The sequence below is a fragment of the Actinoplanes sp. NPDC049598 genome (assembly GCF_040675435.1).
Taxonomy (GTDB): domain Bacteria; phylum Actinomycetota; class Actinomycetes; order Mycobacteriales; family Micromonosporaceae; genus Actinoplanes.
Genome location: NZ_JBFAOX010000027.1, coordinates 1 through 23,080 on the forward strand (window position 1 = coordinate 1; position 23,080 = coordinate 23,080).

The 23,080-nt window shown below is 70.4% G+C and carries 23 protein-coding genes and 1 riboswitch; of the genes, 14 read left to right on the forward strand and 9 right to left on the reverse strand.

Annotated elements, in window-relative coordinates; translation table 11 throughout:
• Positions 1–260, reverse strand: a 260-nt coding sequence (locus AB0J66_RS40015) for a sigma factor (RefSeq protein WP_364672410.1), incomplete at its 3' end; no start/stop codon positions are given.
• A gap of 267 nt (positions 261–527) precedes the next feature.
• Between AB0J66_RS40015 and AB0J66_RS40020 the strand changes: the two genes are divergently transcribed.
• The 6 genes from AB0J66_RS40020 to AB0J66_RS40045 all read left to right on the forward strand — a co-directional run bounded on the left by AB0J66_RS40020 (position 528) and on the right by AB0J66_RS40045 (position 4,886).
• Entirely contained in the window at positions 528–1,319 is a 792-nt protein-coding gene (locus AB0J66_RS40020) for an SDR family NAD(P)-dependent oxidoreductase (protein ID WP_364672411.1), read from the forward strand.
• A 68-nt stretch (positions 1,320–1,387) separates the two neighbouring features.
• Positions 1,388–1,804 carry an ATP-binding protein gene (locus AB0J66_RS40025; RefSeq protein ID WP_364672412.1) on the forward strand — a complete coding sequence of 139 codons (417 nt, stop codon included), beginning with the start codon at positions 1,388–1,390 and terminating at the stop codon, positions 1,802–1,804.
• Positions 1,805–1,833: 29 nt separating this feature from the next.
• Positions 1,834–2,145, forward strand: coding sequence for an STAS domain-containing protein (locus AB0J66_RS40030; RefSeq protein ID WP_364672414.1), 312 nt, complete (start codon positions 1,834–1,836; stop codon positions 2,143–2,145).
• A 9-nt stretch (positions 2,146–2,154) separates the two neighbouring features.
• The gene (locus tag AB0J66_RS40035; RefSeq protein WP_364672416.1) at positions 2,155–3,384 is read left to right on the forward strand and encodes an SLC13 family permease; all 1,230 of its coding nucleotides are present in this window, start codon (positions 2,155–2,157) and stop codon (positions 3,382–3,384) included.
• Positions 3,385–3,456: 72 nt separating this feature from the next.
• The gene (locus AB0J66_RS40040; RefSeq protein ID WP_364672417.1) at positions 3,457–3,948 is read left to right on the forward strand and encodes a hypothetical protein; all 492 of its coding nucleotides are present in this window, start codon (positions 3,457–3,459) and stop codon (positions 3,946–3,948) included.
• Entirely contained in the window at positions 3,945–4,886 is a 942-nt protein-coding gene (locus AB0J66_RS40045) for an oxidoreductase (protein ID WP_364672419.1), read from the forward strand. The genes AB0J66_RS40040 and AB0J66_RS40045 overlap by 4 nt, the downstream gene beginning before the upstream one ends.
• A gap of 144 nt (positions 4,887–5,030) precedes the next feature.
• On the opposite strand, the gene AB0J66_RS40050 is transcribed toward AB0J66_RS40045, so the two are convergent.
• From AB0J66_RS40050 to AB0J66_RS40060, 3 genes are all read right to left on the reverse strand, one after another.
• Complete coding sequence (locus AB0J66_RS40050; RefSeq protein ID WP_364672421.1) at positions 5,031–5,651, reverse strand: intradiol ring-cleavage dioxygenase; 621 nt, start codon at positions 5,649–5,651, stop codon at positions 5,031–5,033.
• A gap of 151 nt (positions 5,652–5,802) precedes the next feature.
• A complete protein-coding gene (locus AB0J66_RS40055; protein ID WP_364672422.1) occupies positions 5,803–7,365 on the reverse strand; it encodes a sodium:proton antiporter in 1,563 nt (520 codons plus the stop codon).
• Between the two features lie 26 nt (positions 7,366–7,391).
• Entirely contained in the window at positions 7,392–7,709 is a 318-nt protein-coding gene (locus tag AB0J66_RS40060) for a hypothetical protein (protein WP_364672424.1), read from the reverse strand.
• Here AB0J66_RS40060 and AB0J66_RS40065 point away from each other — a divergent pair.
• From AB0J66_RS40065 to AB0J66_RS40075, 3 genes are all read left to right on the forward strand, one after another.
• Positions 7,708–8,169: a hypothetical protein gene (locus tag AB0J66_RS40065; protein ID WP_364672426.1), complete on the forward strand. Its 462-nt coding sequence runs from the start codon at positions 7,708–7,710 to the stop codon at positions 8,167–8,169. The genes AB0J66_RS40060 and AB0J66_RS40065 overlap by 2 nt on opposite strands.
• A 45-nt stretch (positions 8,170–8,214) precedes the next feature.
• Positions 8,215–8,307, forward strand: a riboswitch (ZMP/ZTP riboswitch).
• 19 nt (positions 8,308–8,326) lie between these two features.
• Positions 8,327–9,742 carry a glycine hydroxymethyltransferase gene (locus AB0J66_RS40070; protein WP_364672427.1) on the forward strand — a complete coding sequence of 472 codons (1,416 nt, stop codon included), beginning with the start codon at positions 8,327–8,329 and terminating at the stop codon, positions 9,740–9,742.
• Between the two features lie 169 nt (positions 9,743–9,911).
• The gene (locus tag AB0J66_RS40075) at positions 9,912–11,003 is read left to right on the forward strand and encodes an L-dopachrome tautomerase-related protein (protein WP_364672429.1); all 1,092 of its coding nucleotides are present in this window, start codon (positions 9,912–9,914) and stop codon (positions 11,001–11,003) included.
• Here AB0J66_RS40075 and AB0J66_RS40080 read toward each other — a convergent pair.
• Positions 11,000–11,506, reverse strand: a complete 507-nt coding sequence (locus AB0J66_RS40080; RefSeq protein ID WP_364672431.1) for a DUF2199 domain-containing protein — start codon at positions 11,504–11,506, stop codon at positions 11,000–11,002. The genes AB0J66_RS40075 and AB0J66_RS40080 overlap by 4 nt on opposite strands.
• 47 nt (positions 11,507–11,553) lie before the next feature.
• Between AB0J66_RS40080 and AB0J66_RS40085 the strand changes: the two genes are divergently transcribed.
• Positions 11,554–14,454, forward strand: coding sequence for an AAA domain-containing protein (locus tag AB0J66_RS40085; protein ID WP_364672433.1), 2,901 nt, complete (start codon positions 11,554–11,556; stop codon positions 14,452–14,454).
• On the opposite strand, the gene AB0J66_RS40090 is transcribed toward AB0J66_RS40085, so the two are convergent.
• Complete coding sequence (locus AB0J66_RS40090) at positions 14,393–14,896, reverse strand: metallophosphoesterase (RefSeq protein ID WP_364672434.1); 504 nt, start codon at positions 14,894–14,896, stop codon at positions 14,393–14,395. The genes AB0J66_RS40085 and AB0J66_RS40090 overlap by 62 nt on opposite strands.
• Positions 14,897–15,253: 357 nt before the next feature.
• On the opposite strand from AB0J66_RS40090, the gene AB0J66_RS40095 reads away from it, so the two are divergent.
• Positions 15,254–17,464 carry a discoidin domain-containing protein gene (locus AB0J66_RS40095; protein ID WP_364672435.1) on the forward strand — a complete coding sequence of 737 codons (2,211 nt, stop codon included), beginning with the start codon at positions 15,254–15,256 and terminating at the stop codon, positions 17,462–17,464.
• On the opposite strand, the gene AB0J66_RS40100 is transcribed toward AB0J66_RS40095, so the two are convergent.
• The 3 genes from AB0J66_RS40100 to AB0J66_RS40110 all read right to left on the reverse strand — a co-directional run bounded on the left by AB0J66_RS40100 (position 17,448) and on the right by AB0J66_RS40110 (position 20,098).
• Positions 17,448–18,347 (reverse strand): hypothetical protein, encoded by a 900-nt coding sequence (locus AB0J66_RS40100; protein WP_364672437.1) that lies wholly within the window; start codon positions 18,345–18,347, stop codon positions 17,448–17,450. The genes AB0J66_RS40095 and AB0J66_RS40100 overlap by 17 nt on opposite strands.
• 43 nt (positions 18,348–18,390) lie before the next feature.
• On the reverse strand, positions 18,391–18,963 hold the full coding sequence (locus tag AB0J66_RS40105) for a DUF4143 domain-containing protein (RefSeq protein WP_364672611.1): 573 nt from the start codon (positions 18,961–18,963) through the stop codon (positions 18,391–18,393).
• Between the two features lie 391 nt (positions 18,964–19,354).
• Positions 19,355–20,098 (reverse strand): substrate-binding domain-containing protein, encoded by a 744-nt coding sequence (locus AB0J66_RS40110; protein ID WP_364672438.1) that lies wholly within the window; start codon positions 20,096–20,098, stop codon positions 19,355–19,357.
• 129 nt (positions 20,099–20,227) lie between these two features.
• Between AB0J66_RS40110 and AB0J66_RS40115 the strand changes: the two genes are divergently transcribed.
• The 3 genes from AB0J66_RS40115 to AB0J66_RS40125 are packed head-to-tail and all read left to right on the forward strand — an operon-like array spanning position 20,228 to position 23,058.
• A complete protein-coding gene (locus AB0J66_RS40115; RefSeq protein WP_364672440.1) occupies positions 20,228–21,262 on the forward strand; it encodes a sugar ABC transporter substrate-binding protein in 1,035 nt (344 codons plus the stop codon).
• A gap of 3 nt (positions 21,263–21,265) precedes the next feature.
• On the forward strand, positions 21,266–22,282 hold the full coding sequence (locus tag AB0J66_RS40120; RefSeq protein WP_364672441.1) for an ABC transporter permease: 1,017 nt from the start codon (positions 21,266–21,268) through the stop codon (positions 22,280–22,282).
• Positions 22,279–23,058, forward strand: a complete 780-nt coding sequence (locus AB0J66_RS40125) for an ATP-binding cassette domain-containing protein (RefSeq protein WP_364672443.1) — start codon at positions 22,279–22,281, stop codon at positions 23,056–23,058. The genes AB0J66_RS40120 and AB0J66_RS40125 overlap by 4 nt, the downstream gene beginning before the upstream one ends.
• Positions 23,059–23,080 lie beyond the last annotated feature (22 nt).

The following is a 23,080-nucleotide window of genomic DNA, read 5'->3' on the forward strand; positions in this document are numbered from 1 at the left end:
TTGTCGATGGCCTTGATGAGGCCGACGTTGGCCGTCTGCACCAGGTCGTCGGTGGGCTCGCCGCGGCCGGAGTAGCGGTTGGCGAGGTGACGGGCGAGCGGCAGCCAGGCCTCGATCGCCCGGTCGCGCAGGGCCGCGCGGGACGGGTGACCGGCCGGCATCGCGGCCATCGCGTTCAGCAGCTCGGCGGCACTGTCGGCGGGCGCCGTGGCGCTCGACGGAATCGGCTTCGCCTCGGCGGAAGTCGTGGTGACGGTCATGCTGGGTCCTCCCTGGCACCTGTCCGGAGAGCCCGGTCCCGCCCAATGGCGGTACCCGGTCGGTCGGGTGTCCCTATCTACTGGTCGATGGTGATCGATCCGATCTCCGTCGACCCGCACATCTGGCCGTTCGGATACGAGAACCCTAGCCGAGAGGGCCAGGAAAGACTAGCCGAAAGTATGAGTTACTTTGCGTGATAGCAAAGATACAGAATGGATCTTGCTCCGGGTCGATTGGAGCGTCCCTTTCCGGGCACGCCTTCAGGCATGACTTTCGCAGTGGTGACCGGTGCCTCCAGCGGCATCGGATATGAGCTGGCACGGCAATTCGCACAGAACGGCTTCGATCTCCTCCTGATCGCCGAGGACGATGGCATCGAGCAGGCGGCGGCCGACCTGAGCCGCGACGGTGAGCGGCAGGCGACCGCGGTCCGGGCCGATCTCGCCACCTACGAGGGGGTCGAGCAGGCCTACGCCGCCATCCGGGCCGCCGGCCGGCCGGTCGACGCGATCGCGCTCAACGCCGGCCGCGGCCTCGGCGGCGACTTCACCCGCGAGACGGACCTCGAGGACGAGCTGAACATCATCGCCGTCAACGTGACCTCGACCGTGCACCTGGCCAAGCGGGTGCTGCCCGACCTGGTCGCCCGGGGCGCGGGACGGGTGCTGTTCACCTCGTCCATCGCCTCGATGATGCCCGGCACCTACCAGGCGGTCTACAACGCGTCCAAGTCCTTCGTGCAGTCGTTCGCCGAGGCGCTGCGGGCCGAGCTCAAGGACACCGGGGTCACCGTGACCTCGCTGATGCCCGGCCCGACGGACACGCAGTTCTTCGAGCGGGCCGAGATGATGGACACCGCCGTCGGCACGTCGAAGAAGGACGACCCGGCCCAGGTGGCCGAGCAGGGCTTCAAGGCGCTGATGAACGGCGACGAGAAGGTGGTCGCCGGCTCGCTCAAGACCAAGGTGCAGGGCGCGGCGTCCAAGGTGATGCCGGACAAGGCCAAGGCGGAGATGCACCGGAAGATGGCGGAGCCGGGCTCTGCCAAGACGGATTAGGCCGTACGTCTTTCCTGACCGTCTGTCCGGACCAGTGTCATGTCTGGCAAACCGGGCAAGATGAACTCATGACTTCGCTCCGTGTGTCCGCGCCGTTCCCGTCGGCGTCCGAGCTGCGGTGCTGGAAGCTGGATCAGTTCAGTGAGCTGCGCGAGTTGCGGGCGGCCCTGCGTGAGGCGATCGCGCGGGTGCCCGCGGCCGCGCAGGACGACGTGACGGACAAGATCGCCGTGGTCGCGACCGAGCTGGCGACCAACGCGCTGCGGCACGGGCTGCCCCCGACCGAGGTCCGCCTGCTCCGGCAGGAGGACCGGCTGATCATCGACGTGGCCGACCACGACCTCGAGGCCGTGCCCCGGCTGGCCGAGGGGCGGCCGCTCGGCGCCGGCGGCCTCGGTCTGCAGCTCACCAGGACGTTCGCGATCGACGTCGGGTGGTACACGACCGACGACGACAAACACGTCTGGGCCAGCTTCCCGGGCTGATCCGGACGACTGCTGGTAGAAAGTCTTCCGTGGCGGACTCCTACAAGATCGGCCAGGAGCGGTCGGCCGACGGCACGGCCACGGTCCTGAGCATCGACGGCGAGCTGGACATCAATGCGCGCGACGACCTGCGCGCGGCGATCCTCGGCGCGGTCGACCGCGGTGACTGCGTGGTCGACCTCGGCGGCACGGCCTTCCTCGACTCGGAGGCGCTGGGCGCCCTCATCGACGGTTACAACTCGGCGCTCAGCGCCGGCACCGGCTTCCGCGTGGTCGGGGCGACCGGGGTGGTCGCCCGTGTGCTCGACGTCTCGGGTGCGGCGGCGCTGTTCGGCTCGTAGTCTCCCGCAGTGGAGTTGATCATTGCGGCGGTCCTGCTCGCCGGTGTGCTGGCCTTCGCGGTCGTCCGCCCGCGCGGGCTTCCGGAGGCGGTGGCGGCGGTGCCCGCGGCCGCGATCGCCGTCGGGGCGGGTCTGGTGCCGCTGCGGGACGCGTGGGCCGAGGTCCGGGAGCTCGGCCCGACCGTCGGCTTCCTGGCCGCGATCCTGGTGCTCGCGCACCTGGCGGACGGGCACGGCGTCTTCCGGTACGCCGGGCGGATCGCGGCCCGGATCAGCCGGGGCAGCCCGGTGCGGCTGCTCGGCGCGGTCTTCGTGGCGGCCGCGCTGACCACCGCGGTGCTCAGCCTCGACGCCACGGTGGTGCTGCTGACCCCGGTCGTGCTGGTCACGGCGGCCCGCACCGGGGTCCGGGCCCGGCCCCCGGCGTACGCGTCGGCCCACCTCGCGAACTCGGCGTCGCTGTTGCTGCCCGTCTCCAATCTGACCAACCTGCTGGCCTTCGCGGCCAGCGGCCTGACGTTCCTCGGCTTCGCGGGCGTGATGGCGTTGCCGTGGGTGGCGGTGATCCTGGCCGAGTACGCCGTGTTCCGCTGGTTCTTCCGCGACGACCTGCGGGTGCGGGTCGAGCCGGAGACCAACGGCGGCGACGACCCGGCGCCGCGGTACGCCCTGGTGGTGCTCGGGGTGACCCTGGCCGGCTTCGCCGTGGTCCAGCCGCTCGGGGTGCACCCGGCCTGGGTCGCGGTGGCGGGCGCGCTGGCCCTCGCCGTACCGCTGCGGTCCTCGCCGTTGACCCTCCTGCGAGAGGCCAATCCGGCCTTCTGCGCTTTCGTGCTGGCCCTCGGCGTGGTGGTGGCGGCGGTACGGGTGCACGGGCTCGGCTCGCTCGTCGACCACCTGGTGCCGGACGGAGCGGGGCTGGGGGAGATGCTCGCGATGGCCGGGCTGGCCGCCGTGCTGGCCAACGTGCTGAACAACCTGCCGGCGACGCTGGTGCTGCTGCCCGGGGTGGAGTCGTCGCCGGGGCTGCTGCTGGCGATGCTGATCGGGGTCAACGTCGGCCCGAACCTGACCTATGTGGGCTCGCTGGCCACGCTGCTGTGGCGGCAGATCCTGCACAGCCAGGACGCGGCGCCGGACGCGCGTGATTTCCTGCGGCTGGGCCTGGCCGCCGTGCCGGTGGCGCTGGTCGCGGGCGTGCTGGCGCTCTGGCTGGGCCTGCGGATCACCGGACACTAGGGCGGCGCGACTACTTGACGGCAACCGGCAAGTACTTGACGATAGGCGTCAAGTAGCCGAAAGGGGGCTGTCATGCGCATCGTGAACGGCCGCGACGAGCTCGTGGACCACCTGGCCGGTCTGATGGCCTCCCGCCTGCTCGATCCGCTGGAGATCCTGCTGGAGGCCGAGCTGGCCGACGTCCGGAAGCGGGTCACCACGCTGGCCGGCACCCTGGCCGACCGGCTCCTGGGCGTCGACGAGCAGCTCGCCGCGTACACCGCGATCCGGCTGGTGTCCTCGCTCTATTCCGGCGATGAGCCGTTCCGCCCGGTGGCCGGCTGGTGGGCCACGCCGCTGGGACAGGTGGTGGCCCGGCTCGTCGGTTACCCGGGCGCCGAGTCGCTGTCGTACGCGGAAGCCGGCGCCATGCTCGGCATCAGCCGCCAGGGCGTGCACGACCTGATCACCCGCGGCAAGCTGCAGCGCCATGCCGCCGGCGGCGTCACGAACGCCTCCGTCCAATCCCGGTTGAAAAGCCGCGCGGCGGCAGCACCGCGCGCTCGTCAAGAGGAGACGAAATGACATCGGACAGCAGGCCGGCCGCCGCGGCGGGCCATCTTCCGATCGGCGGCAAGCACGTCGCCCGGCTCGGATTCGGGGCCATGCAGCTGCCCGGCCCGGGCGCCTGGGGGCCGCCGGCTGACCGGGATGTGGCCGTCGCGGTGCTGCGAACCGCGTGCGAGCTGGGCGTCGACTATGTCGACACGGCCGGCTTCTACGGGCCCAACGTGGCCAATGATCTGATCCGCGAGGCCCTGTGCCCCTATCCGGACCACGTGCTCATCGGCACCAAGGTCGGTGTGGTCCGCGACGAGTGGCGCTCGTGGAACGCGGCCACTTCGCCGCGGCAACTGCGTGATCAGGTCGAGGAGACTCTGAGCGAGCTCGGCGTGGACCGGCTGGATCTGGTCTATCTGCGCGTGGGCGGCGACGGCCTGCTTCTGCCCGACGAGGTGCCGTTCGACGAGTCCGTGGGTGCGCTGGCCGAGTTGCGGGGCAAGGGTCTCATCGGCGAGCTCGGCCTCAGCGGAGTCACTGCCGGGCAGCTCGAGGCCGCACGGGCGGTCGTACCCATCGCGGCCGTGCAGAACCGGTTCCACCTTCTCGACCGCGGTAGCGCCGACGTCGTGCGGATCTGCGCCGGCGACGGCATCGTCTTCACGCCTTACTTCCCGCTGGCGGCCGGGATGCTGCGGCCGGGCCTCGACAAATCCTCGATCCCGCACGGCATGGGCCTGACCGGCGATCAGGAGGCGACCCTCGGCCGGATCGCTCGGGAGCACCATGTGAGCTGGCCGCAGGTGGCGCTGGCGTGGTTGCTGGCCTACTCGCCGGCCACTCTGGTCATCCCGGGCACCGGCTCGGTGGCGCATCTGCGGGAGAACGTGGCCGCGGCTGGTCTCGTGCTCACCGCGGCGGAGGTGGACGAGCTCACCTCGTTCGTCCAGGACGAGCATTAGGGGCGCACCCCGCGCCATCGCGGCCGGGATCGGCCCGGGGAAAGGCCGAGGTGATCCGGTGGGGGATTCGATGGCGGGGATGCGACCAACGCAGTCAGTCTTGTCGATGCGCGGTGTTACAGGCAAGTAAAACTGGTTACGGAACTAAGCACTGCCGGGCCGGCCGCCCGGTGCCCCGCCGCCGGTGGGGGTGGTCGTCGTGTCGACCTTGGCGGTCAGCGACACCGCGTACCCGTTGGTGACCTCGCCGCTGACCGTGCCGAGCTGCAGCGCGCCCGAGTCGTCGCCGAAGACGTTGTCGCTCGACAGGCTGACCTGACTCAGGTTGCTCACCGACTTGGCGTAGCCGGCCGTCGCGTACACCGCCTCGCAGGTCGCCTGGGGCCATGCCACCTGTGACGTGGCGATGGCCTGGGCCGAGTCGGTGATGTCGGCCTGGCGCGGGTAGACCTCGAAGTGGAGGTGCGGCCACCGGCCGCTGTAGCAGGCCGGGAAGATGCTGGTGAACTTCACTTTCCCCGACCCGTCGGCGATCTGGACGCCCCGCAAGTAGTTCTCGCCGGTGATCCCGTCCGAGTAGAGCGAGTAGTTGCCGTCCCGGTCGCAGTGCCAGACGTAGACCGCGACATTCTTGAACGCGGCGTTGCCGTTGGCCATGTCCAGGATCGTCAGCTCGAGGGTCATCGGCACCCCCTCGGCGGTGCCGCTCGCCGTGCCGAAGCTCGACCGGATGTCGCTGCGCACCACGCCGCTCTGCTCGAGCACGTCCGGCCCGTTGGAGCCGTCGCCCGGATAGGGGCCGGCCGTCTCGTCCGGGATCTCACCGCTGCTCGTCGTCGCGGCCGCCGTGGTGGCCGAGGTCGATTCGTTGCTTCGAGCCTAGGAAGATTTTTGTGAAAACGGGATGAATGTCCTGTCAGGCCGGTTTCTCCCCGGCGGTGTGCCGGGCTGCCTGCCGGAGGTCGAGCTCGTCGATGATCTCGCGGGCCACGTCCTGGTCGACCTTGTGGTCGCGGACGGCCGTGGCCAGGGCGAGCCGCTGGGCGTCGAAGCTCGCGTCGAGGTCGGCCGCCGGCTGGGCGGCGGCCTCGGCCACGATCCGCTCGGCCGCCGCGCGGTCGGCGCGCTCCTCGGCCTGCTCGGCGGTCACGTCGAACTTCAGCCGGCGGGCCAGCCAGCCGACCGTGGTGCCCTGGATCAGCAGGGTGCCGAGGGTGACGATCAGCGCGATGGCCTGGAGGGCGTCGCGGCCGGGGAAGGGCGCGCCCGACGCCGTGTGCTCGGGGATACCGGCCGCGGCGGCCAGCGTGAGGATGCCGCGCATGCCGGTCCAGCCGACCAGCAGCATCTCCTTGTGGGTCATCGGCTCCTGGACCTTGGAGCCGCGCCGCCGCATCTCCTCCTCGCGCTGCTGCCACCGGGCGCGGAAGTAGACGTCCTCTTTGATCTTGCGCCGAAGGCGGGCGTGCCGCCGCCGGTAGCGCTCGAACAGCACGAACACCCCGAGCAGCCGGAAGAGGATCGCCACCACCAGCAGGACGCCGGCCGCGATCAGGGTGCGGACCAGGCCGGGGTCGTCCTCGCGGGCCAGGTCCTCCAGGACGAACTTCAACTGCAGACCGATGTACGCGAAGACGAACGTCTCGAGCAGGAAGTCGAGCACCGGCCAGACGTTGTTCTCCTGCAGCCGGGTCCGGTAGCCGCCCGGGTACTGGAAGTTCGGGTCGAGCGAGATGTTCAGCGTGATCGCGAAGGCGGCCGCCACCACGGCCAGGATGCCCGAGGCGTGCACCTCCTCGGCCAGCAGGAACGCGGTGAACGGCACGAGCAGCACCAGGGTCGTCTCGAGCGTCGGGTTGCGCAGCCGCTTGCGCAGCAGCAGGGCCGCCGACGACAGGGCGGCCCCGATGAGGATCCCGAGGGAGGCGTTGCGGAAGAAGTCCAGCAGGCCGCTGCCGAAGGTCGCGTGCTCGCCGTTGACCGCGCCCACCGCGATGGCGAACAGGGTCAGCGCGGTGGCGTCGTTGACCAGGCTCTCTCCGGTCAGCACCGAGGTCGCCCGTCTCGGCAGGCCCATCTGTTCGCCGTGGGAGACGGTGGTGATCGTGTCCGGCGGGGCCAGCACCGAGCCCAGCACGAACGCCGCGGCCAGGCCGATCGTCGGCAGGATCCACGAGGTGACATAGCCGAGCACCCCGGCCGTCAGCACCACCAGGATCACGCCGAGGTTGATGATCGGGCGCAGGTTCGCCCCGAACGACGAGAACGACGCGCCCCGGGTGGCCGAGTAGAGCAGCGGCGGCACCACCAGCGCGAGGATCACCTCGCTCTCGAGCTCGAGCCGCGGCACGCCGGGGATGAAGCTGGCCGCCGCCGCGAGCACCACGATGATCCAGCCCGGTTCCACGCCGCGCCGCCTGGCCAGCGACGAGACCGCGATGCCACACCCGATGATCAGCAGAATCTGTACGCCGTTCACTTGATCAGGCTAGTAAAAGATCCCGTTCACGGACGTAACCCGGCGGTGACGATCCGGATCATGCGCTCCCGGTCGGGCGCGGCGACACAGGCATTCAGCAACGCCTTCACGTCGGCCGGCGTGACCTCGGTGCGGACGGACCCCGCTTGTTGAGCGGAAGCGAGCAGCTCCGCCTCCAGGCCCTCCAGGTCGTGACCGGTGCGGGTGGCGGCCGCCTCGATGTCGAAGCCGTCCCCGCCGAGCGCCTCGGCCAGGCCGCGGTCCTCGGTGACCGGCCTGCTGCTCGACCGGTTGGCCGGCGGCCGGGTCGTCACCGTGGCCAGCAACGCCCACCGCGGTGGCATGATCGACTTCGACGACCTGCAATGGGAGCGCGGGTACCACCGGATGGCGGCGTACCGCCGGTCCAAGCTGGCCAACCTGCTCTTCGCGTTCGAGCTCGGACGGCGCTACCCGGGCCTGACCAGCGTGGCGGCGCATCCCGGGGCGGCCCGCACACCGCTGATGCGCCACAGCCCGTGGCACTTCCGGTTCGTCACCTCGGCGCGGACCAGATGGGCGTTCTCCTGGCTGATCCAGAGCCCGGAGGCCGGCGCCCTGCCATTGCTGCGGGCGGCGACCGACCCGCGCGCGGCATCGGGCGAGTACTACGGCCCGGACGGCTGGGGGCAGTTCACCGGCCATCCCGTGGCTGTCGAGGCCGCCCCCGAGGCCTGCGACCTCGCGCTGGCGGCGCGGCTGTGGGAGACCTCGGAGCGGCTCACCGGCGTACGGTGGCCGGCCATCGCGGCAGCCGGCCACTGAGCGTCAGCGCCGGGGGCGCAACGGGCCTTTCCGCCCGGTATGCTGGCCCCGGGCCGTGACTGGCGCGTTCGGATGGGCCAACCATCGGGGAGCGGCCCCGTCGAGACGACGAACCTGCCGTGCGCCTGGGCCTCTTCATTCGTGATAGGGAGGTCCCATGCCCAACGCAGAGTCCACCGCCTTTCAGTCCGCCCTCGAGGTGGTCCGGTCCGTCGAGCCCCGCATCGCCGACGCGATCGCCAAGGAGCTCCACGACCAGCGCGAGTCCCTCAAGCTGATCGCCAGCGAGAACTACGCGTCCCCGGCCGTCCTGCTCGCGATGGGCAACTGGCTCTCCGACAAGTACGCCGAGGGCACCATCGGCCGCCGCTTCTACGCCGGCTGCCAGAACGTCGACACCGTCGAGGCGGTCGCCGTCGAGCACGCCAAGGCCCTGTTCGGCGCCGAGTACGCGTACGTCCAGCCGCACTCCGGCATCGACGCCAACCTGGTCGCCTACTGGGCCATCCTGGCCGACCGGGTCGAGGTCCCGTACCTCAAGAAGTTCGAGAAGCGCCAGGTCAACGACCTGACCGACGCCGAGTGGGCCGAGCTGCGGGCCGCGTTCGGCAACCAGCGCATGCTGGGCATGAGCCTCGACGCCGGCGGCCACCTCACCCACGGCTTCCGCCCCAACATCTCCGGCAAGATGTTCGACCAGCGCAGCTACGGCGTCGACCCGGCCACCGGCCAGATCGACTACGCGGCCCTGCGGGAGACGGCCAAGGAGTTCAAGCCGCTGATCATCGTGGGCGGCTACTCCGCGTACCCCCGGAAGGTGAACTTCGCGACCCTGCGCGAGATCGCCGACGAGGTCGGCGCGACCTTCATGGTCGACATGGCGCACTTCGCGGGCCTGGTCGCGGGCAAGGTCTTCACCGGCGACTTCAACCCGATCGAGCACGCGCACATCGTCACCACCACCACCCACAAGTCGCTGCGCGGTCCGCGCGGTGGCGCCGTCTTCGCCCAGGAGTCGCTCGCGGCGCAGGTCGACCGTGGCTGCCCGATGGTCCTCGGCGGCCCGCTGGCCCACGTCATGGCGGCCAAGGCCATCGCGTTCGCCGAGGCCCGCCGCCCCGAGTTCGCCGACTACGCCCAGCAGATCGTCACCAACAGCCAGGCGCTCGCCGAGGGCCTGCTCAAGCGGGGCGTCCAGCTGGTCAGCGGCGGCACCGACAACCACCTGGTGCTGATCGACGTGCACCCGTTCGGTCTCACCGGCCGCCAGGCCGAGCAGGCCCTGCTCGACAGCGGCGTGGTCACCAACCGCAACGCCATCCCGAACGACCCCAACGGCGCCTGGTACACCTCCGGCATCCGCATCGGCACCCCGGCCCTGACCTCGCGTGGCCTCAAGGCCGCCGAGATGGACACGATCGCCGAGCTGATCCACACGGTGCTCACCAGCACCAAGCCGGCCGAGGCCTCCAAGGCCAAGTTCCACCTCGACGAGGCCGTCTCGGAAAGCGTCAGCAAGCAGGCGAACGAGCTCCTGGCGGGCTTCCCGCTCTACCCGTCGGTCTCCCTCTAGATCTAGAGCCAGATCAACGGCCGGTCGTAGCGGGGTGGTGGGTACAGACCGCTGCTCCCGCCGAGGGCTCGGGCGGGGTGAGCTGGGCGCTGGCGCGCCCAGAGCGCTCACCCCACCCGAGCGGCCTGCGTGAGTGGTTACGCTCGGAAAACCCGGGTATCCGGCCCCCATGGCCGAGCAACCGCAGGACAACGCCGTCGGAACCCTGGAAACCGTGCACGCCTTCGAGTCGGGGCCGATGCCGACCGGAGTCAGCGTCTCCCACACGGGCCGGATTTTCGTCAACTTCCCCAAGTGGGGTGATGACGTGCCGTTCACCGTCGGGGAGATCCGGGACGGCGAGGTGGTTCCGTTCCCCGATCTCGACTGGAACAGCCCGCGGGACGACGGCGACGCGGAAGCGCTGGTGTCGGTGCAGAGCATCGTGGTCGACCCGGCGGACCGACTGTGGATCTTGGACACGGGCAGCCCGATGTTCCAGCCGACCGAACCGGGCGGGCCGAAGCTGGTCTGCGTCGACCTGACGACGAACGAGGTCGTCCGGACGATCACGTTCCCGGTCGACGTCGCGTTGCCTACGACGTACCTCAACGACGTCCGCTTCGATCTGCGCCGCAACGCCGCGTACATCACCGACTCGTCCGACCAGGGCCCGAACGGCCTCATCATCGTCGACCTGGCCACCGGCGAATCGTGGCGGCGCCTGCACGACCACCCGTCCACCAAGGCGCTCCCGCCGGCCGAGATGCTGCCGGTCGTCGAGGGGCGGCCCTTCCTGGAGCGGCCCAAGGACGGCCCGCCCCAGCCGGTGAAGATGGGCGCCGACGGCATCGCGATCTCGGCCGACGGCACCCGCATTTTCTACTGCCCGCTGATCTCCCGCCGCTGGCACAGCGTCTCAGCCGAGGCCCTCTTCGACCGCGGTATGAGCGACGCCGACGTGGCCGCCACGGTCGTCGACGAGGGCGACAAGGGCGGCGCCGCCGACGGCCTCGAAACCGACGACCAGGGCCGCTTCTACCTGACGAACTGGGAGAACAACGCCGTCCTGCGCCGCCTGCCCGACGGCACCTTCGAAACCCTGGCCCACGACCCCCGCCTGCTCTGGCCGGACACCATGTCGGTCGCCGACGGCTACCTCTACGTGACCGCCAATCAGCTGCACCGCCAGTCCACCTACCAGAACGGCGACGACCAGCGCCGCTACCCGTACTCCCTGTTCCGCATCCCCATCGACGCCGGCCCGGTCCGCCTCCGCTAGACCCTCGGGTGGAGCAGCTGCTCGGCGATCTCCTGGACGCGGGCGACGGTGATGCCGGCGCGCTGTTCCACGGCCAGGGGGTGGTCGGTGGGCTCCAGCTCGATGTGCGGGCGGGTGCCGACCGGTTCGGGGTGGACGTCGCACTTCAGGTTGATGGTGGAGGGGTAGACGGGGAGGTCCGTGGAGAGCCAGCCGAACGAGGACGGCTGGCTCTCGCGGCCGGGAGTGTCCCAGCTGTCGAGGGTGCGCTTGAAGTTGTCGCGGCTCAGGGAGACCCAGACACCCCACACGAAGTCCTCGTCGGCGTCGTGGACGGGGAGGATGATGCGCGCCTGGACGAAGTAGTTCCGGCCCTCGATGATGCAGATCTCCTGCTCGAGGACGCTTTTCTCGTCGCCGTCGTGGGCGTCCTGCCAGTAGACCGGCGCCTGGGTGCCGTAGGAGAACGGCAGGCCCTCGTGGCGGTCGCCGCACCGCCCGCATAGATAGCCCTGATCAGTCACCGGGTGATTATGGGGCGGGGTGACCCGGGGCGGTAGCGTCGGGCCCGATGCAACCCTCCCGTGTTCTTGCCGCCCTGGCCGAGCTGGCTCCGGCGGGTGGTGACCGCGTGCTCGACGTGACGCGGGGTGGGCTGCCGTTCGTGTGGCTGGACGCGGCGCACAAGGCGCCCCGCAAGGCCGAGGTGAACCGGCTGGCGGCGCTCGGGGCGCTGCACAAGGAGGAACGCCCGCTGCGGGTGGGCTGGGGTTTCCTGGCCGGCAAGACCGAGATCGAGGGCAAGCCGGCCAAGGTCCGGGTGCCCCTGCTGAGCCAGCCGGTGCAGCTCGTGCGGGGGATCGCAGGCTACACGGTCGCGCCGGCGGGCGACCTGGAGATCACCCCGCTGATCGCGGACCGCGAGCTGGCCGCGGCCCTGGAAGCGGCGCCGGGCGTGGGCCAGCCGGGCTGGCTGGAGGCGATCGGCACCAAGGCCTGGCTGTGGTCGGCGGCCCGGGCCACCGGGCTCACGGTCGACGCGATGGCCACGGGCCGGCGCGCGCCCGCCGACCGGGTGGTGCTGATCCCGTCGGCCGCCCTCTACATCGTGCGCGACGTCTTCGGCGCCGGCCTGGCCGACAGCCTGCGCAGCTGGGCCGGCCGCGACCTCACCGGCACCGCCTTGGCCGCGATATACGCCGACGAACGCACCGGCTCCGCGTCGTCGCCCACATCAAGCATGAATGCTCCGATAGCCGATAAATACGGCATGCGGGGCTTCGGCATGGGCTCGCCGGGTCGGTTCAGTGTGGACAGACTGGGCACCGAAGGGGGAGCGGGCGGCGACGAGCAGGTGCTGTCGCCGCTGCCGTTGACGGAGGCGCAGGCCGAGGTGGTGGCGCGGGCGCGGACGGCGCCGATCACCGTGGTGTCGGGGCCGCCGGGGAACGGGAAGAGCCACACCGTGGTGGCGGCCGCCCTCGAAGTGGTGCATCGGGGCGGGTCGGTGCTGATTGCGACCCAGTCGCCGCACGCGGCGGAGGTTCTGGCCAATCTGCTCGGTCGCTATCCGGGTCCGGTGCCGGTGCTCTTCGGTGACGCGGGTGGGCGGGAGCGCCTTGCGGCCGAGCTCGCCGCCGGCGCCGAGCAGGGCGTGAGCGACAGGCAACTGCGGGAGGACGTCGCGGCCGTCCAGACCGAGCTTGATGCCGTACGCCGTCAGCGCGCCCTCATCGTCGACGCGCTCGAGCTGGAGCTCCGCGCGGCCGAGTTGCCGGACTGGCAGCCGCTCCTGCCCGCGCTGGCCGCGGACGTCCCCGGCGCTTTCGACGCCGACCGGCTCGCGCGTGTCGCGGGCGGCCGGAAGAGCGAGCGAGCGACGCGCGTCGCCGGCTGGCGAGGCGAAAGTCCAGGGCGCGGTGGGAGCGGCCCGGGCGGCCAGGCGGGCGAGGCTGAGCGGGTGGCGCGGCGGCTGGCCAAGGGGGCGGTCTCGCGGTGGTGGGTCCGGCGGTGGCTGGGCGCGCGTGGGGACGTACCGGACGAGAGGGTGACCGAGGCGGTCCGGGCGGCCACCGCGCAGCGAGCGCAAGCGACGCTGGCGGCGACCGGTGGCCCGGAGCTGGGATGGACGGGGTTGCATGCGGCGGAGGCCGCGTTGGCCGAGGCCGTCGGCCGGGCGATGCGGGACGCGGCGCGCAGTGAGAAGCGGTGGGACCGGGAGGCCCGGCGCGGGGCGGCGGCGCTGGCCACGGCGTTGCGGGCGGGGCGGAACCGGCGCCGGGAGTTGCTCGCCAAGCTGGACGCGCCGCCGTTGGTGCGGGCGCTGCCGCTGTGGATCGGCACGGTGGCCGACGTGGAGGACCTGCTGCCGGCCGCGCCGGGGATGTTCGACCTGGTGGTGCTGGATGAGGCGTCCCATGTGGATCAGGTGCGGGCGGCGCCGGTGCTGGCCCGGGCCCGGCGGGCGCTGATCGTGGGTGATCCGCGGCAGTTGCGGTTCGTCTCGTTCGTCGGTGACGCCGAGGTGGCCGAGGTGCTGGAGCGCAACGGGGCCGACGAGCGGCTGGACGTGCGGCGGGTGAGCGCGTTCGACCTGGCCGCCGGGGCCGCCCCGGCGACCTGGCTGGCCGAGCATCACCGGAGCACGCCGCACCTGATCGGGTTCTCGGCGCGGCGCTTCTACGGCGATCGGATGTCGGTGATGACCCGGACCCCGGCCGCCGAGCGGGCCGACGACATCGACGTCGTCCGGGTCTCCGAGGACGAGGTCGGCGCCGTGCTCAAGCTCGTCGAGGAGCATCGGGGCGAGCGCGGCATCGGGGTCGTCTCGCCGTTCCGTCCGCAGGCCGAGGCGCTGGAGGCGGCGCTCGTCGACGCGTACAGCGTGGATCAGATCGAGGAGATGGGTCTGCGCGTGGGCACGGTGCACGCCTTCCAGGGCAGCGAGGCCGAGGTGGTGATCGTGTCGCTCGGCCTGGCGCCGGACGATCCGCCCGCGCGGCGCCGCTTCGTCGCCGATCCGCATCTGTTCAACGTGATGATCACCCGAGCCCGGCGGAAGTTGATCGTCGTCACCCGGCTGGACCGGGCCGACGGCTTGATCGGCGACTTCTTCGAGTACGCGGCCGCTCCGGCGGCACAGGCTGCTCCTGGGACAAATCAGCCAGGCTGGGTCGGGGATCTCGCCGCTGAGCTCACCCGGCTGGGGTTGGACGTGCGCCCCGGCTATTCGGTCGGCCCGTGGGTGATCGACCTCTGCGTCGGCGGGCTCGGCGTCTTCTGCGGCCCGCACCCCGACGGCGTCGAGGCGCATCTGCGGCGGCAGAGCGCGCTGCACCGGGCGGGCTGGCGGCTGATGGACGCGTTCGCCAGCCGGTGGTCGGAGGATCCGCGCCGGGCCGCCCTGGAGATCAGCGCCGCGGCGGAAGCCGATGCAGCTCGACCGTCTCGAGCCGGCGCCCGGCAACCGTAGCTGTCATGTAGGTCGCGTACGGCTGACGCCGCCGGTCGGTCGGCGAGCCCGGGTTGAGCAGCCGCAGACCGGTGGCGGCCGTGGTGTCCCAGGGGATGTGCGAGTGGCCGAAGATCAGCACGTCGACGTCCGGGAACCGGGCCGCGCACCGCTGTTCGCGGCCCGTGGCCGGCCCGGTCTCGTGCACCACCGCCAGGCGAAGATCTTCAACCGTGGCGTACGCGATCTCGGGCAGCCGGGCGCGCAACCCCGGCCCGTCGTTGTTGCCGTAGCAGGCGATCAGCTTCGCCGCCCGCCCGCCGATGGCGTCCAGCGCGGCCTCGTCCACCCAGTCGCCGGCGTGCACGACCACGTCGGCCGCGTCGATCGCCGACCACAGTTGATCAGGCAGATCCCGGGCGCGCTTGGGCAGGTGGGTGTCGCTCGTCAGAACCAGCCGCATGGGAACCCAGCCTAGGCGGGAAGCGCTTTCCGAACCAAGATCGGCGGAATTGCCGCTTTTCCCGCAGCGTGGCGGAACCGGTTCCGGGGTCTCGGTTATTCGGGCCTCGGCGGACGAACGGGCAACCGGCACACCGCGTACACCTGGGGTTATGCCCGAAAGGGCAACCGGCCATCCCGAGCCCGTGTGACAAGCACAAGACCGCAATAGTTCCGGAACCGTGACGAGGTATGGACAACTGTTAATGACCGTCTTTAGCTTCGATGCCGGGGGAGCGCTTTCCCCGTACGTGCGGAGTCAGTCGCTTCCCCCACGCGCAAGAAGTCCCCCTTGCGCATCCCCGCCTGAGGAGAAGCAATGACCATCCCCGTCGACTCCGCATCCGCGCGGAGACGCTCCCCCTGGCGCCTGGCCGCGATCGGTGGCCTCGTAGCCACCGTCGTGGCCGGGTACGCCGTCACCACCGCCGGCGGCGCCAGCGCCGCCGAGACCCTGCTCTCGCAGGGCAAGCCGGCCACGGCATCCTCCACCGAGGCGGCCGGCGCCTACCTGGCGTCCGAGGCCGTCGACGGCAACACCGGCACCCGGTGGGCGTCGGCCTTCTCCGACCCGCAGTGGCTGCAGGTCGACCTCGGCAGCTCCCAGGCCATCTCGCGGGTGGAGCTGAACTGGGAGACGGCGGCGGCCAAGGCCTTCCAGATCCAGGTGTCGGACAACGCGAGCTCGTGGACCTCGATCTACTCGACCACCACCGCCACCGGTGGCGTGCAGTCGCTGCCGGTCACCGGCACCGGCCGGTACGTGCGCATGTACGGCACCCAGCGCACCACCGGCTACGGCTACTCGCTCTGGGAGTTCAAGGTGTTCGGCGGCGGCGGCACGACCACACCGACGACACCGCCCCCCACCGGCACCATCCCGGGTGGCGGCAGCCTCGGCGCCAACGTCGTGGTCTTCGACCCGTCGATGTCCTCGGCCACCATCCAGGCCCGCGCGGACGAGATCTTCCGCCAGCAGGAGACGGCGCAGTTCGGCACCGGGCGCTACGTGCTCGCATTCAAGCCGGGCACCTACAACGGCCTGAACATCCAGGTCGGCTTCTACACCTCGGTGGTCGGCCTCGGCCAGAACCCGCAGGACGTCCGGATCAACGGTGACATCACCGTCGACGCCGGCTGGTTCCAGGGCAACGCCACCCAGAACTTCTGGCGCTCCACCGAGAACGTCTCGGTCTACCCGGTCAACGGGGCCGACCGCTGGGCCGTCTCGCAGGCCGCGCCGTTCCGTCGCATGGACATCCACGGCGACCTGAACCTGGCCCCGAACGGCTACGGCTGGGCCTCGGGCGGCTACATCGCCGACTCGCGGATCAGCGGCACCGAGGGGCAGTACTCGCAGCAGCAGTGGTTCACCCGCAACAGCCAGATCGGCTCGAACAGCAACGCGGTGTGGAACCAGACCTTCGTCGGCGTGCAGGGTGCCCCCGCGGCCAGCTACCCGACCCCGCCGTACACGGTGATCGGGCAGACCCCGGTGATCCGCGAGAAGCCGTACCTCTACCAGAGCGGCGGCGACTACGCGGTCTTCGTGCCGAACCTGCAGACCAACGCGGCCGGCGCGACCTGGGTCAACGGCAACACCCCGGGCACCTCCATCCCGCTGAACCAGTTCTACGTGGCCAAGCCCGGTGACAGCGCGGCCCGGATCAACCAGGCGCTGGCCCAGGGCCTCAACCTGATCTTCCAGCCCGGCATCTACCACGTCGACCAGACGATCAACGTGACCCGGGCCAACACGGTCGTGCTCGGCCTCGGCTACGCCACGATCATCCCGGACAACGGTGTCACCCCGATGCAGGTGGCCGACGTGGACGGCGTGAAGATCGCGGGCATTCTCTTCGACGCCGGCACCACCAACTCGGCCAACCTGCTCGTCGTCGGGCCGTCCGGCTCGTCGGCCTCGCACGCGGCCAACCCGACCACCATCCAGGACGTCTTCTTCCGGATCGGCGGTTACGTCGCCGGCAAGGCCACCAACAGCCTGCTGGTGAACAGCAACAACGTCATCATCGACCACATCTGGGCCTGGCGGGCCGACCACGGCAACGCCGGCACCTACGGCTGGACCATCAACACCGCCGACAGCGGCCTGATCGTCAACGGCAACAACGTCACCGCGTACGGCCTGTTCGTCGAGCACTACCAGAAGACCGAGGTCCTCTGGAACGGCAACGGCGGCCGCACCTACTTCCTGCAGAACGAGCAGCCGTACGACCCGCCGTCCAACGCCGCCTGGCGCTCGGACGCCCTCGGCTACCCGGCCTACAAGGTGGCCGACTCGGTCAGCAGCCACGAGGCCTGGGCCATGGGCAGCTACGCCTTCTTCAACGTCAACCCGCAGGTCCACTCGGCCAACGGGTTCCAGGCCCCCGCCAACGGCGGGGTGAAGTTCCACAACATCTTCACCATCAGCCTGGCCTCGGGAACCATCGACCACGTGGTCAACAACATCGGTGCCCCGGCCCAGGCCAGCAACGTCACCCCGTCCACCGTCACCAACTTCCCCTGATCGGCAGGGCGGCGCCGCGGCTTGTCCGCGGCGCCGCCCCCGCCCGGCGGTCGGCCCAGGCGCGGTCGCTGGCGGCGGTGTCGAAGGGTGGCCTCTCGCCCGTGAGGAAGGGCGCGAGGAACTCGTCGTTCTCCTGGTCCTGGGGGCGAGGGCGGCGGAAGGGCCGGAACAGATCCAGGACCTCGGCGGTCCGGCGCACGAACGACGGCACGTCCGCGTCGGTGTCGTAGAGAGAGGCCCACAGATCCGCGTCGAGGGCGAGGGCCGGCGCTTCCCACGGCTGGACCTCGCCCGCCTCCGGCCCGTAGTGCTCCCGGTCGACGGCCCGCATCCGGGCCCGGCGGGCGAGCGTATTGGTGATCATCGAGAACGGAATCCCGTCCACCGGGTACGCCCACGGCCGCGTACGGCCGATCTCCGCCACCCCCAGCGCCCGGACCAGCTCGAACGCCAGATCGTCGGCCAACGGGACGTCGGTGCGGAGCCGGGCCGGATCAGCTCGCAGACCACCGGAGTCCGCCCAGGCCACCAACTCGCCGACGACCTCGTCGGCGCTGCGCAGATCCACGTCCCCGTGGCAATAGACCCGGCAGGGCTCCGCCGGGCGCGGCAGGTGGACGAGGCTTCCGGCGTCCGTTGCCATCACCAGACAGTCGCTGTCACAGACGTACGCCGCCAGAACGGGCCGCCCCGTCGAGGCCGCCACCGCGGCCGCCGAACCGCGCAGATCCGGCGGATCGTCCCAGCCGGTGGTCTCGACCATCTGCCAGCCGTCACCGAGCTCACGCAGCCACCGATGCCGATAGCCGAAGCCGGCCATGCCGCCCGCCTCCACCAACGGCCGCGCCGACCAGCCCACGACAATGGTCCCCCAATACCCCACCCGCGGATCCTACGAAGACGAACGCCCAGCATGGGGGCAGCAGTCACGGAGCGGACACCTGCCACAGCGCACTGACCGGCACGGCCCGCAGCCTGTCCCCGAACGGCAGCGTCGAGGTCCCGGTGTAAAGCACCACCGCGGCAACGAAGTCCCCACCGAGCCGACCGGCCAGCCGGCGCAGACCACGGAAGTCGTCCGGGCCGACAGTGGAGGCGGCCTTCACTTCGATGCCGACGACCTGCCCGGATCGGTTTTCCAGCACGGCATCCACCTCGTAGGCGTCCCGGTCGCGATAGTGCGAAAGGTCGGCCTGCTGGTCCGACCACGTCAGCTGCCGGGGCAGCTCGGACAGGACGAACGATTCCAGGAGTGGCCCGAAAGGAGCCCCCGGCCGCAACACCGCGCGAGCATCGACGGCGACCTCGTTGGCGGCGATGCCGGAGTTGACGAAGACCATCTTGGGGGCGGCTGTCGCTCGGGTGCCGAGGTTGCGTGACCACCCCGGGAGGCGCTTGATGAGGAAGTCTCCTCCAGTGCCTGCAAGTACCGTGCAATGGTCTGCCGCCTCAAACCGAGTGTTGATTCGAGCGATCCGGCCGCGACGATGGTGGCGGATCTGCCGGCGAGCAGGCGAACCAGCTTGCGAAGCTCGCCCATGTGCTGGATGTCAGATAGTTGAAGGACGTCTCGATCGATCAGCCCTTGGACATATCCGTCGAAGAAACGGCTGCGGCGCTTGAAGTCGTCGCGCGTGGTCGCCTCGGGCAGCCCGCCCCGGACGATCCTGGCGGCGTAGTCGGCGCGGGTGACCGTCGACTCGTGCCGAAGGCCTGGGCCACGGTCGAGGTCGCGGCGTTCGGCGAGCCGATCACCGGCGACGAGGCGAACCAGGGTGCTCTTACCGGCAGTTTCATCGATCTGCGGACGGCTCGACTATCGATTTGCGGACCGCGGCATCGTCCATCCGCGGACGATGAGACTGTCGTTTCGCGGGTGGGCTTCAGGAATCAGAGCTCGCCCGAGCCGCGGGGGATGAGGGTGGTCGGGACGCGGATCTCGCGGGGTGGGCCGGTGTGGCCGTCGATGCGTTCGAAGAGTGCGGTGGCGGCGGTGCGGCCCATGCGGGCCGGGTCCTGGGCGATGACGGTGATGGCCGGCTCCAGGAGGTCGGCCAGGGGGAAGTCGTCAAAGCCGACGAGGGCGACGGCGCGGTGGCGGTCCAGGCGGCGCAGGGCGCGGACGGCGCCGATGGTCAGGGTGTGGTGGGCCGTGAAGATGGCGGTCGGTGGGGTGGGGCCGCGCATCAGGGTGACGACGGCCCGTTCGGCGGCGGCCGGATCGTGCAGATCGTGCACGACGGGGCCGGGGCGGCCGCCCAGGGCGCGCAGGTAGCCGCGGTAGCGGTCGCGGCAGGTGGGCCGGGTTTCGGCGTCGCCGAGGTAGGCGATGCGGCGGTGGCCCTGGGCGATCAGGTGGCGGACGGCGGTGGCGGCGCCGGAGACGTTGGTCGACACGACGGAGTCGACGTGGGCGCCGGTGGCCTCGACGACGACGGTGGGCACGCCGGTGTCGGCGGCGGCGGTGGTGGCGGCCAGGATCAGGCCGTCGAAGGATTTGGTGAGCGGGTCGTGGGGTTTGCCGGTGAGGACGTGGGCGTCGTGGGCCCGGGCTTCTGATTCGATGGCCCGGTGCAGGGCCGCCGTGAACGGGTCGGAGGCGTCCTCGAGGAAGACGCCGATGGTCCCGGCCATATGGACCTCCGTCGATGTCGATCACTGTTCGCAACGCATCGTTGACATGTAGTCAACCTCGGCGTCTACTGCGGAAGCAACGTCAACTCTCGATTGGTCAGCGAAATCAGCTAAATCGGTGGAGGAGGCATGTTTCAGCAACGAAGGGCGGTGGCGGCGGGCTGCGTGATGATGTTGGTGCTCGGGCCGACCGCCGCGTGCAACCGAGGGTCCGGCGAGGACGTCGTCGGGCTGATCACCAAGACCGACACCAATCCCTTCTTCGTGCAGATGCGGAAGGGCGCGCAGGGCGCCGCGCAGACGCAGGGCGTCGAGCTGCAGAGCTTCGCCGGCAAGCAGGACGGCGACAACGAGGCCCAGGTCCAGGCCATCGAGAACCTGATGTCCTTCGGGGCCAAGGGTTTCCTGATCACCCCGAACGACTCGAAGGCGATCGTGCCCTCGATCGACAAGGCGCACGAGCAGGACATGCTGGTCATCGCCCTGGACACACCGCTCGACCCGGCCAACGCGGCCGATGCCACCTTCGCCACCGACAACTATCAGGCCGGCAAGCTGATCGGGCAGTGGGCCAAGGAGAAGTTCGCGAAGGACGGCAGGCAGGCCAAGATCGCCATGCTGGATCTGAACGCCAACCAGGTCTCGGTCGACGTCAAGCGGGATCAGGGTTTCCTGGACGGCTTCGGCATCCAGGTCGGCGATCCCAACAAGATCGGCGACGAGAACGACCCGCGGATCTCCGGGCACGACGTCACCGACGGAGCCGAGGACGGCGGCCGGACGGCGATGGAGAACCTGCTGCAGAAGGACCCGTCGATCAACCTGGTCTACACGATCAACGAACCCGCCGCGGCCGGGGCGTACCAGGCCCTGAAGTCGGCCGGGCGGGACAAGGACACCGTCATCGTCTCGATCGACGGCGGCTGCCCGGGCGTGGACAACGTCTCCAAGAAGATCATCGGAGCCACGAGCATGCAGTTCCCGCTCAAGATGGCACAGATGGGCGTCGATGCCATTGCGGCCTACGCGAAGGACGGCACCCGCCCGCAAGCGACTCCCGGCAAGGACTTCTACGACACCGGGACCCAATTGATCACCGACGACCCGCAGTCCGGCGTGGAGTCCAAGGACTCCGCGTGGGGCAAGCAGAACTGCTGGGGTTGACACATGGCCACTGCCACAACAGCTGACTTCGACGTACGCCGGAACGACTCGCTCGGCCTGCGCGTGCAGCACCTCCTGCACGGCAACCCGGTCCTCGGGCCGCTCGCGGTCCTGGTCGTCGCGATCATCGCCTTCTCGATCGTCAACGGCCGCTTCCTGACCGCGACCAACCTGTCGCTGGTCCTTCAGCAGGTCACCGTGATCGCCACGCTCGCCCTGGGGCAGACGCTGATCATCCTGACCGCCGGCATCGACTTGTCGGCCGGCGCGATCGCCGTCTTCTCGTCGATCCTGATGGCCACGTTCTGCGTCGACGCCGGGATGCCCGGCATCATCGCGCTGCTGCTCGGCTTCGCCTGCGGCACCGCGATGGGCGCGATCAACGGCTTCCTGGTCACCCGGATAAAACTGCCACCGTTCATCGTCACGCTGGGCACGCTGACCATCTTCTTCTCGCTCAACTCGGTGGTCAGCAACAGCGAGACGGTACGGGGCACGGACATGCCGTCGCTGATGACGTGGACCGGTGGCTCGATCCCGATCGGCAACTTCCGGCTGACGTACGGATCGATCATCATGCTGCTGCTGTTCGCGTACTTCTTCTACGCGCTGTCCCGGACCGCGTGGGGCAAACACGTCTATGCGACCGGGGACGACGCGGAGTCGGCGCGGCTGGCCGGCATCCGTACCGGCCGGGTCCTCTTCTCGGTCTACACGGTGGCCGGGCTGCTCTACGCGATCGGCGGCTGGATCCTGATCGGCCGGCTCGCCTCGGCCAGCCCGAACGTGGGCGTCGAGTACAACCTCGACTCGATCACCGCCGTCGTGCTCGGCGGCACGAGCCTGTTCGGCGGTCGTGGCAGCGTGATCGGCACGCTGATCGGCGCGCTCATCGTCGGTGTCTTCCGCAACGGGCTCCAGCTGGGTGGGGTCGAGGTGGTCTGGCAGGGCTTCGCCATCGGCCTGCTGGTGCTCGTCGCGGTCTCGCTCGACCAGTGGATCAGGAAGGTGAAGACGTGAACGGCCAGACTCCCGTTCTCGAGGCCAAGGGCCTGGTCAAGCGGTACGGCCGGGTGGTCGCGATCGACGGCAGCGACCTCGAGCTCTATCCCGGCGAGATCCTCGCGGTGATCGGCGACAACGGCGCCGGCAAGTCGAGCCTGATCAAGGCGCTGTCCGGCGCGCTCGTGCCGGACGAGGGTCAGATCTTCCTGGACGGCAAGAGGGTCCAGTTCCGTACGCCGATGGACGCGCGCAACGCCGGCATCGAGACCGTCTACCAGACGCTCGCGGTGGCGCCCGGCCTGGACATCGCCGACAACCTGTTCCTCGGCCGCGAGCAGCGCAAAGCCGGCCCATTGGGCTCGGTGTTCCGGATGCTGGACCGCGGGCACATGCGCGACGAGGCCAAGCGGCACATGTCCGAGCTGGGTGTGGCCACCCTGCAGAACATCGGGCAGGCCGTCGAGTCGCTCTCCGGTGGTCAGCGGCAGGCGGTGGCGGTGGCCCGGTCGGCCGCGTTCGGCAGCAAGGTGGTGATCCTCGACGAGCCGACCGCCGCCCTCGGCGTCAAGGAGGGCAACCGGGTGCTGCAACTGATCCGGGACGTACGGGATCGCGGCCTGCCGGTGATCCTGATCAGCCACAACATGCCGCACGTGTTCGAGGTGGCCGACCGCATCCACATCCAGCGGCTGGGCCGCCGGGCCACGGTGATCACGCCGAAGTCGCATTCGATGTCGGAGGCGGTCGCCATCATGACGGGGGCGGCCGAACCGCCCCCGCAAATGGCCTGACCGGGAACAGTTCGCCGCGCGA